At 60.3% G+C, this 14546-nt stretch carries 12 protein-coding genes; 6 read left to right on the forward strand and 6 right to left on the reverse strand.

The window, feature by feature from the left end; genetic code table 11:
- Positions 1-3 precede the first annotated feature (3 nt).
- Entirely contained in the window at positions 4-990 is a 987-nt protein-coding gene (locus Q4481_RS20700; RefSeq protein WP_304378301.1) for a BMP family protein, read from the reverse strand.
- Positions 991-1225: 235 nt separating this feature from the next.
- Here Q4481_RS20700 and Q4481_RS20705 point away from each other — a divergent pair, with 235 nt between their 5' ends.
- The 6 genes from Q4481_RS20705 to Q4481_RS20730 all read left to right on the forward strand — a co-directional run bounded on the left by Q4481_RS20705 (position 1226) and on the right by Q4481_RS20730 (position 7326).
- Positions 1226-2569: an extracellular solute-binding protein gene (locus tag Q4481_RS20705; protein ID WP_304378302.1), complete on the forward strand. Its 1344-nt coding sequence runs from the start codon at positions 1226-1228 to the stop codon at positions 2567-2569.
- Between the two features lie 64 nt (positions 2570-2633).
- On the forward strand, positions 2634-3518 hold the full coding sequence (locus Q4481_RS20710) for a carbohydrate ABC transporter permease (protein WP_304378303.1): 885 nt from the start codon (positions 2634-2636) through the stop codon (positions 3516-3518).
- A gap of 8 nt (positions 3519-3526) precedes the next feature.
- Complete coding sequence (locus tag Q4481_RS20715; RefSeq protein ID WP_304378304.1) at positions 3527-4444, forward strand: ABC transporter permease subunit; 918 nt, start codon at positions 3527-3529, stop codon at positions 4442-4444.
- A 12-nt stretch (positions 4445-4456) separates the two neighbouring features.
- Positions 4457-5569 carry an ABC transporter ATP-binding protein gene (locus tag Q4481_RS20720; protein ID WP_304378305.1) on the forward strand — a complete coding sequence of 371 codons (1113 nt, stop codon included), beginning with the start codon at positions 4457-4459 and terminating at the stop codon, positions 5567-5569.
- Positions 5566-6480, forward strand: a complete 915-nt coding sequence (locus tag Q4481_RS20725; protein ID WP_304378306.1) for a TIM barrel protein — start codon at positions 5566-5568, stop codon at positions 6478-6480. The genes Q4481_RS20720 and Q4481_RS20725 overlap by 4 nt, the downstream gene beginning before the upstream one ends.
- Positions 6481-6528: 48 nt before the next feature.
- Positions 6529-7326: a phosphodiesterase gene (locus Q4481_RS20730; RefSeq protein WP_304378307.1), complete on the forward strand. Its 798-nt coding sequence runs from the start codon at positions 6529-6531 to the stop codon at positions 7324-7326.
- Positions 7327-7589: 263 nt separating this feature from the next.
- On the opposite strand, the gene Q4481_RS20735 is transcribed toward Q4481_RS20730, so the two are convergent.
- The 5 genes from Q4481_RS20735 to Q4481_RS20755 all read right to left on the reverse strand — a co-directional run bounded on the left by Q4481_RS20735 (position 7590) and on the right by Q4481_RS20755 (position 14489).
- Positions 7590-8198: a TetR/AcrR family transcriptional regulator gene (locus Q4481_RS20735; RefSeq protein WP_304378308.1), complete on the reverse strand. Its 609-nt coding sequence runs from the start codon at positions 8196-8198 to the stop codon at positions 7590-7592.
- Positions 8191-11304: an efflux RND transporter permease subunit gene (locus Q4481_RS20740; protein ID WP_304378309.1), complete on the reverse strand. Its 3114-nt coding sequence runs from the start codon at positions 11302-11304 to the stop codon at positions 8191-8193. Before Q4481_RS20740 ends, Q4481_RS20735 begins: the two co-directional genes overlap by 8 nt.
- On the reverse strand, positions 11301-12377 hold the full coding sequence (locus tag Q4481_RS20745; protein WP_304378310.1) for an efflux RND transporter periplasmic adaptor subunit: 1077 nt from the start codon (positions 12375-12377) through the stop codon (positions 11301-11303). Before Q4481_RS20745 ends, Q4481_RS20740 begins: the two co-directional genes overlap by 4 nt.
- Positions 12374-13453: an efflux RND transporter periplasmic adaptor subunit gene (locus tag Q4481_RS20750; RefSeq protein ID WP_304378311.1), complete on the reverse strand. Its 1080-nt coding sequence runs from the start codon at positions 13451-13453 to the stop codon at positions 12374-12376. The genes Q4481_RS20745 and Q4481_RS20750 overlap by 4 nt, the downstream gene beginning before the upstream one ends.
- 112 nt (positions 13454-13565) lie before the next feature.
- Complete coding sequence (locus tag Q4481_RS20755; protein ID WP_304378312.1) at positions 13566-14489, reverse strand: LysR family transcriptional regulator; 924 nt, start codon at positions 14487-14489, stop codon at positions 13566-13568.
- Positions 14490-14546: the final 57 nt, after the last annotated feature.

The raw sequence follows: 14546 nt of genomic DNA on the forward strand, positions 1-14546 counted from the left end.
AGGTTACTTCGGCTCTTCCATCATCTTCGGCACTTCGAAGGCACCCGACTTGATGTCGGCACGCACCTTTTCCATCGCCGCTTCCGCATCGGCGGGGGCAACGCCCTTCACATAAGCGATATCGCTGCCGCCTTCCTTCATCAGGCCATAGGCGGTGTAGTTGCGGCCGACCGGCTTGCCGGCGGCGACATCGGCGATCGCGGCGTTCAGGATTGGGCGGAAGCCCCAGAGCGCATTGGCAAATACGGTGTCCGGATAACGCGGAGAATAATCGATCAGCGAGCCGACTGCCTTGATGCCGCGCTCCTTGGCGGCATCGGCCGTGCCGATACGCTCGCCGAACAGAATGTCGGCGCCCGCATCGATCTGCGCCAGGCCTGCTTCGCGGGCCTTCGGCGGATCGAAAAAGGTGCCGATGAAGGAAACGAGATGCTTGGCATCCGGATTAACGGCCTTCACGCCGGCCGCAAAGGCATTGATCAGCATGTTGACTTCCGGAATCGGGATCGCACCGACCGAGCCGACGATGTTCGACTTGGTCATCTTGCCGGCCAGCATGCCGGCGAGATAGGCCCCGTCATGGTTCCAGGTGCCGAAGACGCCGAAATTGGAGCCTTCCTCATTGCCGCTCGAGCCGAGAACGAAGGCAGTGTCCGGATAGTCGGCGGCAACCTGGCGGGCTTCCTTCTCGACCGCATAGGCTTCGCCGATGATCAGCTTGTTGCCCTGTTCGGCATATTCGCGCATGGCGCGGGGATAATCGGTGCCGGAAACGCCTTCGGAAAAGACATACTCGATCACACCTTCGGCTGCAGCATCCTGCAGCGCCTTGTGGAGACAGGAATTCCACGCATTTTCGACCGGCGAGGCATGAATGCCGGCGACCTTCATCGGCGTTGCGGCGCGCGCGAACGGCGCCAGACCGCTCACACCCAGCGCCAGGCCGGAGGCGAGAACGGTGCGGCGGGAAATCAGGAATTCCTTGGTCATTGTGCAGTTCCCCTTTTTTACCTTTTGGTTCAAAAACCATAGCAGTGCCCAAAAAGGTGTCAAGCAACCCCTGGGCCTAAAAAGCATGCAAGGCTTTGGTGTTCATAGCTTTTCGCGTTCGATGACAAAATGCGGGCCTCTGCTATCATCGAACGGTCATCCCAAAGACATGCGCCTGTCATCTGATCTCCTTAGGTAGCTCCGCGAACCAAGCCACGCCAACCTTCGGGAGACTATGATGAACAGAAAATGGCTGCTTTCCACCGCGCTGACGATCGGCGCCCTCGCCCTCGGTGCAACGAGCGGCGAAGCCCGCACGAAGTTCGAATTCTGGTACGGCCTCAGCGGCGACCTGAGCGAGCGCATCCAGGACATGTGCAAGACCTTTAACGACTCGCAGGCAGACTACGAGATCGTCTGCGTCAGCCAGGAAACCTATGAGAACAACCTGCAGAACACGATCGCTGCCTTCCGCGCCCAGAAGCATCCGACCGTGACGCAGATCTCCGATGGCGGCACGCTCGACCTCATGCTCTCCGGCGCCTATGTTCCGGTGCGCGAGCTGATGGAAAAGAACGGCTACCAGATCGACTGGAAGAACTATTTCTCCGGTATCGCCTCGTACTATTCCTCGCCGTCGGGCGAACTGCTCTCGATGCCGTTCAACTCCTCGACCGCAATGATCTATTACAACACCGACGCGCTGAAGGCCGTGGGCTTTGAAGGCCTGCCGAAGACCTGGAGCGAAGTCGAGACCGTTGCCCGCGCCATGAAGGCCAAGGGCTACGAATGCCCGGTTGCGTTCGACCCGACCGGTGTCTGGCAGTGGTTCGAACAGTTCTCGGCGATCCACAACCAGCCGATCGCTACCAAGGGCAACGGTTACGAAGGTCTCGATGCCGAAGTCACCTTCAACAAGACCAAGTTCGTCGACCAGCTGACCTGGATCAAGAAGATGTATGACGAAGGTCTCTTCGTCCACAAGAGCAAGGCCGTCGGCGAAACCGCCAACGATGCCTTCGTCAATGCCAAGTGCCAGATCACCTCGTCGTCGATCGCCGATCACGGCACGTTCGGCAAGCAGGCCAAGGAAGGCATGCATTGGGACGTCTCCATGCTACCGCTCCTCGATGGCTTCACCCGTACCAACTCGCTCGTGGGCGGCGCTTCGCTCTGGACGCTGAAGGGCAAGTCGGAAGAAGAATACAAGGGCGCTGCCGCCTTCTACGCCTTCCTCGCCAAGCCGGAACAGGCTGAATGGTGGTCAACCGTGACCGGCTACATCCCGGTGACCAACAGCGGTTTCGAAGCCATGAAGGCCAAGGGCTTCTACGACAAGGCTCCCTACAAGGGCCGCGAACTGGCCATCGCCAGCCTGACCGCCACCCCGCCGACCGAATATACCCGCGGCGTGCGTCTCGGCAATTTCAATGCCATCCGCAAGGAAATCGCCAATGCCATGCAGGAAGTGGTGTTCAACAACAAGCCGGTCCAGCAGGCGCTTGACGAAGCCGCTGCCCGCTCGAACGAAATCCTGCGTCGTTTCGAAAAGACCTATCAGGGCAAGGCCCTGAACTGATCGCACCGTCTTTCGGGCAGCCTTCGGGCTGCCCGTTTCCCTTTTTCAAGATTGGCATAAATTCATGGAACGGCGCGCTTACTATCGCAACCGGGTCCTGCCCTGGCTGCTGGTTGCTCCCCAGCTGCTTCTGGTCCTGGTGTTCTTCTACTGGCCGACATCGCAGGCGCTCTACTGGGCCTTCACGCTCGAACAGCCCTGGGGTGGCGGCAACGAATGGGTCGGTTTCGACAATTTCTCAGCCGTCTTTTCCGACAGCCGCTATTGGGCCACCGTCGTGCGCTCCGCCGTCTATGGCGTGTCGGCAACCGCAATCTCGATGGTGATCGCGCTGACGCTGGCGCTGTTCGTCGATCGCGGTCTGCGTGGAACCAAGCTGTTCCAGTCTGTTTTCATCTGGCCCTATGCACTCGCCGCGCCGGTCGTTGGCGTCGCCTTCCGCTTCATCCTCTCGCCCGAAGCCGGGATGGTGGGCGCAGTCAATCTGGTCTGGCCCGGCATCTGGGACCCGGCGACCAACGGCACGCATGCGCTGATCATGGTCATCATCTGCCATGCCTGGCTGTCGATCGGCTACAATTTCGTGTTCTTTCTGGCCGGCCTGCAGATGATCCCGCGCTCGATCTCGGAAGCAGGTGCCATGGATGGTGCTCGCCCCGCCCGTCGCATGCTTGATCTGCAATTGCCGCTGATCGCACCGACGACCTTCTTCCTGCTGATCATGAACATCATCTCCACCTTCACCGACAGTTTCGCCCTCATCGACACGATGACGGAAGGCGGGCCGATCGGCTCGACGGAGGTCATGGTCTACAAAATCTATGAAAACGGCTTCAAGGGCCTCGATTATTCGGGCGCGGCTGCCCAGTCGATCGTGCTCATGCTCATTGTCATCGCGCTGACCTTCGTCCAGTTCAAATGGGTCGAGCGCCGCATCCATTATGCGTGAGGATCGTCATGATCGAACGTTCGCCGCTCTTTGACTACATCACCTACGGGGTCATGATCCTCGGCCTCGTCATCATCGTCATGCCGTTCTGGATCGTCTTCGTCGGCGCATCGCTGTCGCTGCCGGAAGTCTCGCGGGTGCCGATGGCTCTCTGGCCCTCGGACCATCTGTGGGAAAATCTCACCAAGGCCTGGACGCGGGCCGATCTCGGACCCAAGCTCATCAATACGCTGATCGTCGCCACCTGCGTGACGATCGGCAAGATCACGATCGCCGCGTTTACGGCCTTTTCGATCGTCTTCTTCAACTACCGTTCTCGGATGGTGGTGTTCTGGCTCATCTTCATCACGCTCATGCTGCCGCTCGAAGTCCGCATCGTGCCGACCTATTCGATCGCGGCCAATGCGCTGCAGCCGTTCCAGTCCATTCTGGACTGGCTCGGCATCACGGGCCTCGTCGAAACTGTGTCCGGCATCCGCATCGCGATGAACTGGAACCTTCTGAATTCCTATTCCGGCCTTATCCTGCCGCTGGTGGCCACCGCTACGGGTACCTTCCTTTACCGCCAGTTCTTCATGACGGTACCGGATGAGCTGGTGGAAGCTTCCAAGATGGACGGGTCGGGGCCGATGCGTTTCTTCTTCGACGTGCTCATTCCGCTCTCGCGTACCAACATGCTGGCGCTCGCCACCATCATGTTCGTCTCCTCCTGGAACCAGTATCTCTGGCCGCTGCTCGTGACTACCGACCGGCCCAATTACGGCACGGTGATGATGGAACTGAAAAGCCTCATCCCCGCGCAGAACGGTATGCCCGAATGGAACGTCACCATGGCGGGCGCCCTCATCGTCATGCTGCCGCCGCTCCTCGTCGTTGCCTTCATGCAACGCTGGTTCGTGCGCGGCCTGATTTCGAAAGACAAGTGAACGGGGGAACCCATGTCAGCCATCAGTCTCAGAAATGTTCGCAAGCGTTACGGCAAGAACGACATCATCCATGGCGTCGATCTCGAGATCGAGGCCGGAGAATTCATCGTCATTCTCGGCCCGTCGGGCTGCGGAAAATCCACGCTCCTGCGCATGATCGCCGGCCTTGAAGAAATCTCCGGCGGCGAGATCGCCATCGGCGACCGTGTCGTCAACAAGCTCGAGCCGCGCGAGCGCGGCTGCGCCATGGTGTTCCAGAATTATGCGCTCTATCCGCATATGACGGTGGCCGCCAATATCGGCTATTCACTCAAGGTGGCCGGCGTTCCGAAGGCCGAGCGCGACGAGCGTGTACAGAAAGTCGCCCAATCTGTCGGCCTCGGCGATTATCTCGACCGTCGCCCGGCGGCCCTTTCCGGCGGTCAGCGCCAGCGCGTGGCGATGGCGCGCGCCATGGTGCGCGAGCCGAAGGTCTTCCTGTTTGATGAACCTTTCTCCAACCTCGATGCCAAGCTGCGCGTCGCCATGCGGGCGGAAGTGCGCCGCCTGCATCGCCAGCTCGGCGTCACCTCCATCTTCGTGACGCATGACCAGGTCGAAGCCATGACGCTCGCCGATCGGCTCGTAATCATGAATGGCGGCCATGTCGAACAGGTTGGCCGCCCGGCCGATATCTATGATCGTCCCGTCAGCCGTTTCGTTGCCGATTTCATCGGATCGCCGGCGATGAACCTGCTCGAAGGCACGTTCGACGAGAATGGCCATTTCGTTCACGGCGCGGGCGGTCGCATTGCCGTCTCGTCGCTCAACGGCCAGCGCGTGCCCGGCCGCAAGATCGTGCTCGGTATCCGACCGGAATCGGTCCGGCGCACCAACGAGGCCACCGAAGGCGCCATCCCCGGCGTGGTCGACTATGTGGAAGAGCTCGGCTCCGCTCGCCTCATTCATGCCGATGTCGCCGGCAGCCGCCTCGTCGCGCTCGATACCGAAGGCCGCGAACTGGCCTCCGGTACGCCTATTCATCTCACGCTTGACGATGCCTTGCATGCCTTCTCGATCGAGGACGGCAAGCGCATCGATGTCCACGCCCCCGTCAACAAGACCCATACTGGAGACACTCAATGAGCAATATCATCGGAACCGGCTTCAATGCCGCTTCGGCCGATGGCGAAATCGCCAGCCTTGAAGCCGATCTGCGTGCACTCGCCGATATCGGCTGCGACACGGTCGAACTCGGCATCACCACGGTCGATCTGATCTCTGGCGGCCGCATCATCGAAGAGCGCGCCTCGCGTCTCGTGCCGATGCTGAAGCAGTTCGATTTCCGCTACACGGTCCACGGCCTCGTCTCGTCGAATTTCATGGATCCGGTTACCCAGCGTTACCAGATCGATGCCGCCAAGGCGCTGGTCGAAATCTGCGACCGCATCGACGCCCGCATCCTCGTCCAGCATGGCGGCTGCCTGCGTGCCGACCAGATCTTCGATCGTGCCGAGACCGATGCCCGCGAACGGGAAGCGTTGGTGGAACTCGGCGATTTTGCCCGTCCCTATGGTGTCCGCATCGCGCTCGAAAACATCTTCACCACCGAACCGGGCCAATATCGCCAGACCCCAGCCGAAGTGGCGGAGACTGTCAAGGCGGTCAACCACCCCAACATCGTGGCCCTGATCGATTTCAGCCACGCCTATATCGAATCGACCTATCGCGGGCTCGATTTCCTCGAGCAGCTGCGCGCCATGGCGCCGGTCGCAGGTCATCTGCATGTGCATGATTCCTTCGGTCGGCCGCAGGGTTTCTATCGCGGCTTCCATCCGCAGGAAAATACAGCCATGGGCGTCGGCGATCTCCATATGCCGCTCGGCTGGGGCGATATTGCCTGGGAAGAGATCTTTGCCGAACTGACCTTCCTGCCCGAGACCGTTCTGATGATGGAAATCGGTGCGCGCTATCGCAGCGAACAGCCTGCTAGCCTCGAACGTGCCCGTCGTCTCATCGAGATCAACAATGGCCAGCGGGCGCTGGCTGCCGAATAACCCCGCCGGCGGCGGGTTCGCCCGCCGCCCTTTCAAACTGGAAAAGACATGTTGAAATTCATTGTTCTGAGCGATCTCCACCTCGTGCCGGAAGGGCGCGTGTCCAATGGTCTCGATACGGCAGAGCGTCTTGCGCTCGCCATCGAAAGCATCAACCGTGATCATGCCGATGCCGACTTCTGCCTCCTGGCCGGCGATCTCGCTGACCGCGGCGAAGCCGATGCCTATCGTCGGCTGCAGACGATTCTTGCACCTCTTGGCGTGCCGCATCACATCACACTCGGCAACCATGACAACCGGCCGGTGTTTCTCGATGTGTTCGGGACCGACGAGGCTGATGAAAACGGCTTCATCAACAAGGTGATCGATGCGAAGGGCTATCGGGTGATCCTGCTCGACAGTTCCGAGCCCGGCAAGGTTTCCGGCATTCTCTGCGACAAGCGTCTCGACTGGTTGAAGGCACGGCTTGCCGAAGCTTCCGATCGTCCGGTCATTGTCGTGCTGCATCATCACGCCAATGATCTTGCACTGCCGGTCGATGTGATCAAGCTCGAAGAGGCAGAGCGGTTCCTCGCCGTTCTCAAGACCCATCCGGACATTCGCCAGGTGATCGCGGGTCATGTGCACATCACCACCACCGGCGTCTGGCACGGCATTCCGTTCACCACGCTAGCCGGCAGTCACTACAATGTCTCGCTGCATCTCGAAAGCGTTGGCGGCGAACAGAAGCGGCTTGAAGGACCGGCGCAATATGCGGTGGTGCTGGCCGACGAGCAGTCAACGCTCGTCCATTTCAACGACTATATCGACCGGCATCTGCAGATGGCGCCGGCGCTTTTCGGCTGAAAAAGGAAGCTACCCGCTCAGCGCATAGCTGGCCTGCAGAAATCTGCCTAGAATATGGGCGTGATTAATGTATAGTCAGATTCATCGAAGCACTGCACCTCCTCCCGCGGAGCTTCGGATTTGCAGACGGGTTACTCCTCCTCCCAAACCCTCTGCGGGAACAGTAGCACTCCTCCTCCCAGCTGCTGTTCGGTTCTTTCGGAAAAGCCTGCCGCACCTCCTCCCGCGGCAGGCTTTTTCAGTTCTGGAGGAGAATCTCCCGCTCAGGATCGCGGCAGGATCACCGACTGAAAGATCAGGACCATGTTCTTCGCCAGTCGTGGCGCAAAGACGTTCACGGCATTCGGTCCGGTGAAATCCGATTTCAGCCAGCGGACGACCAGGGTCACGAAACCGCCCGCGATGAAAGCAGGGTCGATTCGCCCTGAGAGCGCCGCCTCACGGATTTTGTGGCGGATTGGCGAGCGGGTCATAAGCTCCGCTTCGATGAAATCGCAAAGGTCATCATAGAGCGGAAAAGAGCCGGCACCATGCAGCACCCGGCGATAGAACGCGCTGTGAAGAACGATGTGGCTGAGGATTCCGGTGATCGTCTGTTCAAGTTCCCATCCGGAAGGATCCAGTTCTTCCCATTCACGGATTTCATGCTGTGCCGGAAACGAGGATTGCAATCGTTCGATCAAAGCTGCGCGGGCGGCGGCGTTGATATCCGGAAAATGCTGGTAGAAGGTCGGGCGCGTCACCTGGGCGCGCCGAACCAGATCCGAAATGGTGATCTCGCTCACCGGACGTTCGTCCAGAAGCCCGGTTATTGCATCGACGAGCGCGGCTCGTGTGCGAATGAGCCGCGCATCTGGACTGCGGTCAGCCATGCGCCGGCGTTTCTGCTGCCGGGATTGCGCCGGGCGTCAGGTCGTCTTGCGTCCCATCGCCACCCTTTTCCGGTTCCTTGATCCGGAACCAGGCGATGTAGAGCGCCGGAAGGAAGAGCAGCGTGATCGCTGTGCCGGCAATGATGCCGCCCATCATGGCATAGGCCATCGGGCCCCAGAACACTTCGCGGGCAATCGGAATCAGTGCCAGGCTGGCCGCCGCCGCTGTCAGCGCAATCGGCCTTGTTCTGCCCTCTGTTGCTTCAAGCACGGCATCCCACCGCGCCTTGCCTTCCCGGATCAGATCCTCGATCTGCACGATCAGGATGACCGAGTTGCGGATCAGAATGCCGATCAGCGCAAGAACACCGAGCAAAGCCACGAAGCCCAGCGGCGCACCGCTCGGCAGCAGAGCCGCAACGACGCCGATCAATCCGAGCGGAGCCACCGCTACTACCAGGAAAAGGCGCTGGAAGCTCTGCAGCTGGAACATCAGGATCGTCGTCATCGTGAGCAACATCAGCGGCATGACAGCAAAGATCGGTGCCTGACTCTTGGCGCTTTCTTCCGCCGCACCTGCGGTGAAGACCTGATAGCCATCGGGAAACTTGGCAATGAATGCATCCACCGAAGGCTTCAGTTCCTTGACGACGGTCGCCGGCAGACTGCTGTCGACGATGCCCGCGCGAACGGTAATGGTCGGAAGGCGTCCGCGCCGCCAAACTGTTGGTTGTTCGAGCGTATAGTCGATGTTGGCCAGGCTCGCGAGCGGGGTGGACTCACCGTTGCCGGTGGGAATCTGCATGTTGCGCAGAGTTTCCACAGAACCGCGTTCGCTCTTCTCCGAACGCGCCACGACATTGATCAGATAGGTCGCATCACGCACTTGAGTGATGGCGACACCACCGACGATGCCATTCAGGGCATTGGAAATGTCCTGCGACGTCACACCCAGCTGGCGCGCCTTGTCCTGCAGGACATCGACGCGAACCACGCGCTGGGGTTCGTTCCAGTCAAAGGTCGGCGAACCCACTTTGGGATTGGCCGATATGACCTGCGAGAAATCGAGCGCGAGCGTGCGGACCTGTTCGGGATCGGGTCCGCTGACACGGTACTGCAGCGGTCGACCAACCGGCGGGCCAAGTTCGAGCAGTTTCACGAAAGCGTCGAGGCCGACGTAATCCTTGCGCAATATCTGCTCAAGTTGTGCCTTCACGCGGTCGCGGGCTTCCACGCTCTTGGTGACGATGATCGTCTGGCCGAAATAGGGATTTTCGGGCTGAACGTCAAAGGTCAGCACGAAACGAACGGCGCCGCGTCCCGCATAGGAACTCCAGTGGGCGATATCCGGGTTGCCTTCAAGCGCCTGCCTCTCAAATCGGGCAATCGTGTCACGCGTCTCCTTGATCGAGGAATTCTGCGGCAAGCTCCAGTCGATCACCAGTTCCGGCCGATCCGACGGAGGAAAGAACTGTTGCTGCACAAATTGCATGCCGAAGACAGAGGTGGCGAACAGCAGGATCGTCGTAAAGATGGTGATCCAGCGATGCCGCATGGCAGCCAGAATGATACTGCGCAACGCCAACATCAGCTTGCTGGGACCATGATGGTGGCCCTTGATCTGAGCTGGCAGGATCGCCACACCGAGCAGAGGGGCAAAAAGTACGGCGACCAGCCAGGAGACTGTCAGCGAAACCCCGATCACGACGAACAGGGTGAAGGTGTATTCGCCGGCGGCGCTGTTGTTGAGGCCGATCGGGATGAAGCCGGCGACCGTTACCAGAGTGCCTGTCAGCATCGGGAAGGCGGTCGAGGTATAGACATAGGTTGCGGCCTTGCGGAGACTGTCGCCCAGTTCGAGCCGTGCGACCATCATTTCCACCGCGATCATGGCGTCATCGACCAGAAGCCCGAGTGCGATGATTAGAGCCCCCAGCGAAATGCGTTGCAAGGAAATATCGGCGTAAAGCATCACCACAAAGGTGATGGCGAGAACCAGCGGAATCGACAGCGCAACGACAAGACCTGCGCGCATGCCGAGGCTGACGAAGGAGACGGCAAGAACGATTGCCACGGCTTCGAACAGGGCCTTGGTGAAGCCTGAAACGGCCTCCTCGACGATGACCGGCTGGTCGGCCACAAGATGGATACCAACACCGACGGGAAGGTCTGCTACGACCTTTTCCATCTCGGCTTCCAGCGCATGGCCGAATTCCAGGAGGTTGCCCTTCGGTTTCATGCCGATTGCGAGCGCGATCGCTTCCTGGCCATTGTAACGGAACAGGCTCGAGGGTGGGTCGCTATAGCCGCGGCGGATCGTGGCGACATCGCTCAGACGGAAGAAGCGGCCGTTGACCCGGAGATTGACCGCCTTGAGGCTCTCTTCCGAGGTGAACTGACCGGTAACACGGATGCTGACCCGCTCCGGGCCGGTCTCGATGACGCCTGAAGGCGTGATGGCGTTCTGCGCCTGGAGACTAGCGACGATCGCCTGCTGGTTGAGACCCATTGCAGACACTTGCCGGGTCGAGAATTCGAGATAGATCACCTCGTCCTGGGCTCCGATGATCTCGACGCGGCCTGCATTGGGCACGGTCAGCACGCGCGCGCGCACATCCTCGACATAGTCGCGCAATTGCCGATGAGAAAGCCCATCGGAGGTGAAGGCATAGACATTGCCGAACACATCTCCGAAGCGGTCATTGAAGAACGGGCCACGCACGCCATCCGGAAACTGTGTCCGGATGTCATCGAGCATGTTGCGCACCTGCGTCCAGTTGTCGGTCACTTCGGAGGCCTTCGTGGAGGCCTTGAGGTTGACGAAGACGATTGTCTTTCCGGCTGTTGTAACGGAGCGGGTGAAATCGAGCGCATCGAGTTCCTCGAGTTTCTTCTCGATGCGGTCGGTCACCTGCTTCAATGTTTCATCCACAGAAGCACCCGGCCAGTTGGCCTGGACAACCATTGTCTTGATGGTGAAGGCCGGGTCTTCCTCGCGGCCCAGATTGACGTAGGACATGACGCCTGCGACCATGAAGATCAGCATGAAGTACCAGACCAGCGAGCGATGCTCGAGCGCCCAGTCGGAGAGATTGAAGTCCTTCACTGCGCAGCTCCCTTGAGGAAACGGATTTTCTGCCCTTCGGCAAGACTGTGAACGCCGGCTGTGACAACGCGGGTCCCCGGCTTCAGTCCATCGACCGTGACGATGTCGCCGGCCTTGGCGACTACGGTCACGGGCTGGGCCTTGACGGTGCGCGAACCCGGATCGACGATCCAGACCTGCGCTCCCTTTTCGGATTCAAGCAAGGCGGAGGCCGGCAGTTCGATTGTCGGAGGCCGGGTAATCACCCGCCATGCGGTGATCGTCGAGCCGATGCGGAAAGCATCCGTCGGATTTTCGAGCGTCAGACGCACACGGCGCGTCCGCGTGGTGCCTTCGGATTGCGGCGCCACTTCGCGCAGCACGCCGCGAATCTTCAGCGACGGTAGCGATTGCAGCGTCACATCGAACTCGGTGCCGATGGCAAGGTCTGCCACCAGCGTATCGGGCACGTCCAGAACCGCTTCGCGCTGGTCGGTCTTGGCGACTGTGACGACGGTTTGTCCCGGTGATACGGTCTGGCCGACTTCGGCCGAGACGCCGACGACGATGCCGTCGAAATCCGAAAAGAGCCGGGCGTAGCCCAGCTGTTCTTCAGCCTTCGTCAGTTCGGCATGGGCGCGTTCGGAATTGGCTTTGGCGGTCTCCAGCCCCTGCTGCACGGAATCGTAAGTCGCCTGCGAAATCGTGTTGCCGGCCAGCAGCTGGCGCATGCGTTCTTCGCTCGCCGTGGCATTGGCCATCTGCGCATCGGCCGCAGCGGCATCGGCGCGGGCTGCCTGCACAGCCAGCGTCAGTGCGGTCGGATCGAGGGTGGCAATCGTGGCCCCTCTCTGGATCATGTCACCGATATCAACGTTACGGGCGGTAATACGGCCCAGAACCCGGAAAGCGAGACCGGCGCTGAACCGGGGCTCGATCACGCCGGCGAACGAATCGGTCGCATTAGCCTTCGGTGCCACGATCATCGACAGGACCGGCCGGACCGGTTCGGGCTTGGGTTCGGCATCCTCGGCGAAAGCGGGGCGGATGAAGGTTGTGGCCAGAAGTATGGCCAGGGCAGCGTTCCGCATCATGCACCTTCCTCCGCAAGTTCGACTGCCGTGCCGTTACCAAGCATCTGCACTCCGGACGTCACGACGAGATCCCCGGGCACCAGGCCTGAAGAAACAACGATCGTATCTGTCTCGTAGGCACTGATCCGCACCTCGCGCAGCGATACCGTTTTCGAATGGGGGTCGATCACCCAGACTGCCGGCTTGTCGCCCTTGGCGGTCAGGGCGGACCAGGGCAAGACCACCGCCTTTTCTGCGTGGCCGCTGACCGTGCCGATTACCGTCGAACCGAGAGGCATGGCTGCGGGCGTATTCTTGACCTCGACCTTGACGCGGATAGAGCCGGTCTGTTGTTCGACGACCGGCGAGATTTCCCGGATATGTCCCTGCGCCGAGACGGAAGGATCAGACAGAAGGGCGATCGCGATGTCGGGCGAAACGGTTTTTTCGGCCATGACGGCTTCCTGCACGTTGAAGATCGCATCGCGATCTCCGTCGTCAGCCACCGTCACGATCGTCTGGGCAGCCTGTACCACCTGGCCGACTTCCGCCTGGACGGCGGTCACGATGCCGGAAGATGTGGCGCGGAGTGTGGAGAAGGACAGGTTCTGCTCCGCATTGGCGAGCATGGAGCGGGTCGCATCGACATTGCTTTTGGCGACCGAGAAGCCCTGCTCGGCCTGGTCATATTGGCGGCGGGTGGTGAAACCCTTGTCGAGCAGCGCCTTCTGCCGCTCGAGCGTCGCTGTCGCTTCGGTCAGCTGTGCCTCGGCTGCAGAAACGTTCGCACGGGCGGCAACGACGTCAGATTCCAGCGTCTTGCTGTCGATTTTCGCCAGCACGTCTCCGGTCTTCACATGCTGGCCGACATCGATCAGCCGTTCCGTCACCCGGCCACCGATGCGGAAGGAGAGGTTGCTGGCACTGCGGGCGGCAATGACCCCTGTGAGAGCGGCCTTGTGGATATGCTCGGTCAATGAAACCGTTTCATAGTTCACCCGCACCGGCGCACGTGCGGCCGGCGGCGCCTGCTCGCCGCAGCCGGCGGCGAGCAGCGTCATTGCCAGTATCGGCGCCGACAAAAACCGTTTGATCATAGTGGACCCCATCCGCGCCTTGACTTGACGGCCCCTGCCGGCGAAACGACGCAATCGATGGCAAAATAATTTACAAGTGTAAATTAAAAGTCAAGATGCCGATTTGATAAAACTAAAGTCCCGTACCCGGTCGCCGGTCCGGCAGAAACAGGTTGCCGGCCTGCTGCACCTGCCTGAGAATGAAGGCGCTGGTGGCGCTGATGCGCGGCAGGCTGCGCATGTCGGAATGGATGATCATCCAGAATGTACGCACCAGTCTCACCTCTTCTGGCAATATGCGAACAAGGCGTGCATCCCGGCCCGCTAGAAAGCAGGGCAGCACACACAGTCCGGCACCGGTTGCGGCTGCCTCCAACTGGGCAATCAGGCTCGAAGAGCGGATATGCGGCACGATCGAACGCGCGATCGTCGGCAGATAATCCAGTTCCGGCGCGAAGATGAGATCATCGATGTAGCTGATGAACGGATGACGGGCCAAATCATCCGCAGACCGGATTGCGGACCAGTGTTCCGATTTCGAAGCGGCGCCATAGACGCCGAGCTCATAGTCGGTGAGCTTGCGGGCATGCAGCCTTCCCTGTTGCGGTGGCGAAAGCCCGATTGCGATATCGGCTTCGCGTTTCGACAGGCTGAAACTGCGCGGCATGGCAACCAGTTCGATATCCAGATCGGGATGGGCCTCCGCGAGCGCACCGATCCTGGGAGCGAGAAAGGCGGTCCCGAAACCATCGGGCGATCCGACGCGCACGGTGCCGGAAACGTCACTGCCTTCCGAAGCGACATCCGTCTGGATGCCGAAGACGCTGCTTTCCATATCCTCGGCGCGCGCCAGCAACCGTTCGCCCTGCACCGTCAGCACATATCCGGAGAGCAGCCGGTCGAACAGCTTGGTGTCGAGTGCCGTTTCCAGCGCCTGGATGCGGCGGCTCAAGGTCGCATGGTTGATCTTCAGCCGTCGCGCAGCAATCGTCAGCTTGCCTGCACGGGCGACGGCCAGAAACGAGCGGAGCAAATCCCAGTCGATTGTCTTTTGCATGCGAATTTCTGCACAGCCAAAGTGGAAAATTACCCGTATCCCGGTGCGAAATTTCGT

Source organism: Fluviirhizobium alvei (assembly GCF_030551875.1).
In the GTDB taxonomy this organism is placed as follows: Bacteria; Pseudomonadota; Alphaproteobacteria; order Rhizobiales; family Rhizobiaceae; genus Rhizobium_E; species Rhizobium_E alvei.

Coding starts and splice junctions, on each gene's coding strand:
- Q4481_RS20700 (WP_304378301.1), bottom strand. CDS start 990: ATGACCAAGGAATTCCTGATTTCCCGCCGCACCGTTCTCGCCTCCGGC.
- Q4481_RS20705 (WP_304378302.1), top strand. CDS start 1,226: ATGATGAACAGAAAATGGCTGCTTTCCACCGCGCTGACGATCGGCGCC.
- Q4481_RS20710 (WP_304378303.1), top strand. CDS start 2,634: ATGGAACGGCGCGCTTACTATCGCAACCGGGTCCTGCCCTGGCTGCTG.
- Q4481_RS20715 (WP_304378304.1), top strand. CDS start 3,527: ATGATCGAACGTTCGCCGCTCTTTGACTACATCACCTACGGGGTCATG.
- Q4481_RS20720 (WP_304378305.1), top strand. CDS start 4,457: ATGTCAGCCATCAGTCTCAGAAATGTTCGCAAGCGTTACGGCAAGAAC.
- Q4481_RS20725 (WP_304378306.1), top strand. CDS start 5,566: ATGAGCAATATCATCGGAACCGGCTTCAATGCCGCTTCGGCCGATGGC.
- Q4481_RS20730 (WP_304378307.1), top strand. CDS start 6,529: ATGTTGAAATTCATTGTTCTGAGCGATCTCCACCTCGTGCCGGAAGGG.
- Q4481_RS20735 (WP_304378308.1), bottom strand. CDS start 8,198: ATGGCTGACCGCAGTCCAGATGCGCGGCTCATTCGCACACGAGCCGCG.
- Q4481_RS20745 (WP_304378310.1), bottom strand. CDS start 12,377: ATGATGCGGAACGCTGCCCTGGCCATACTTCTGGCCACAACCTTCATC.
- Q4481_RS20750 (WP_304378311.1), bottom strand. CDS start 13,453: ATGATCAAACGGTTTTTGTCGGCGCCGATACTGGCAATGACGCTGCTC.
- Q4481_RS20755 (WP_304378312.1), bottom strand. CDS start 14,489: ATGCAAAAGACAATCGACTGGGATTTGCTCCGCTCGTTTCTGGCCGTC.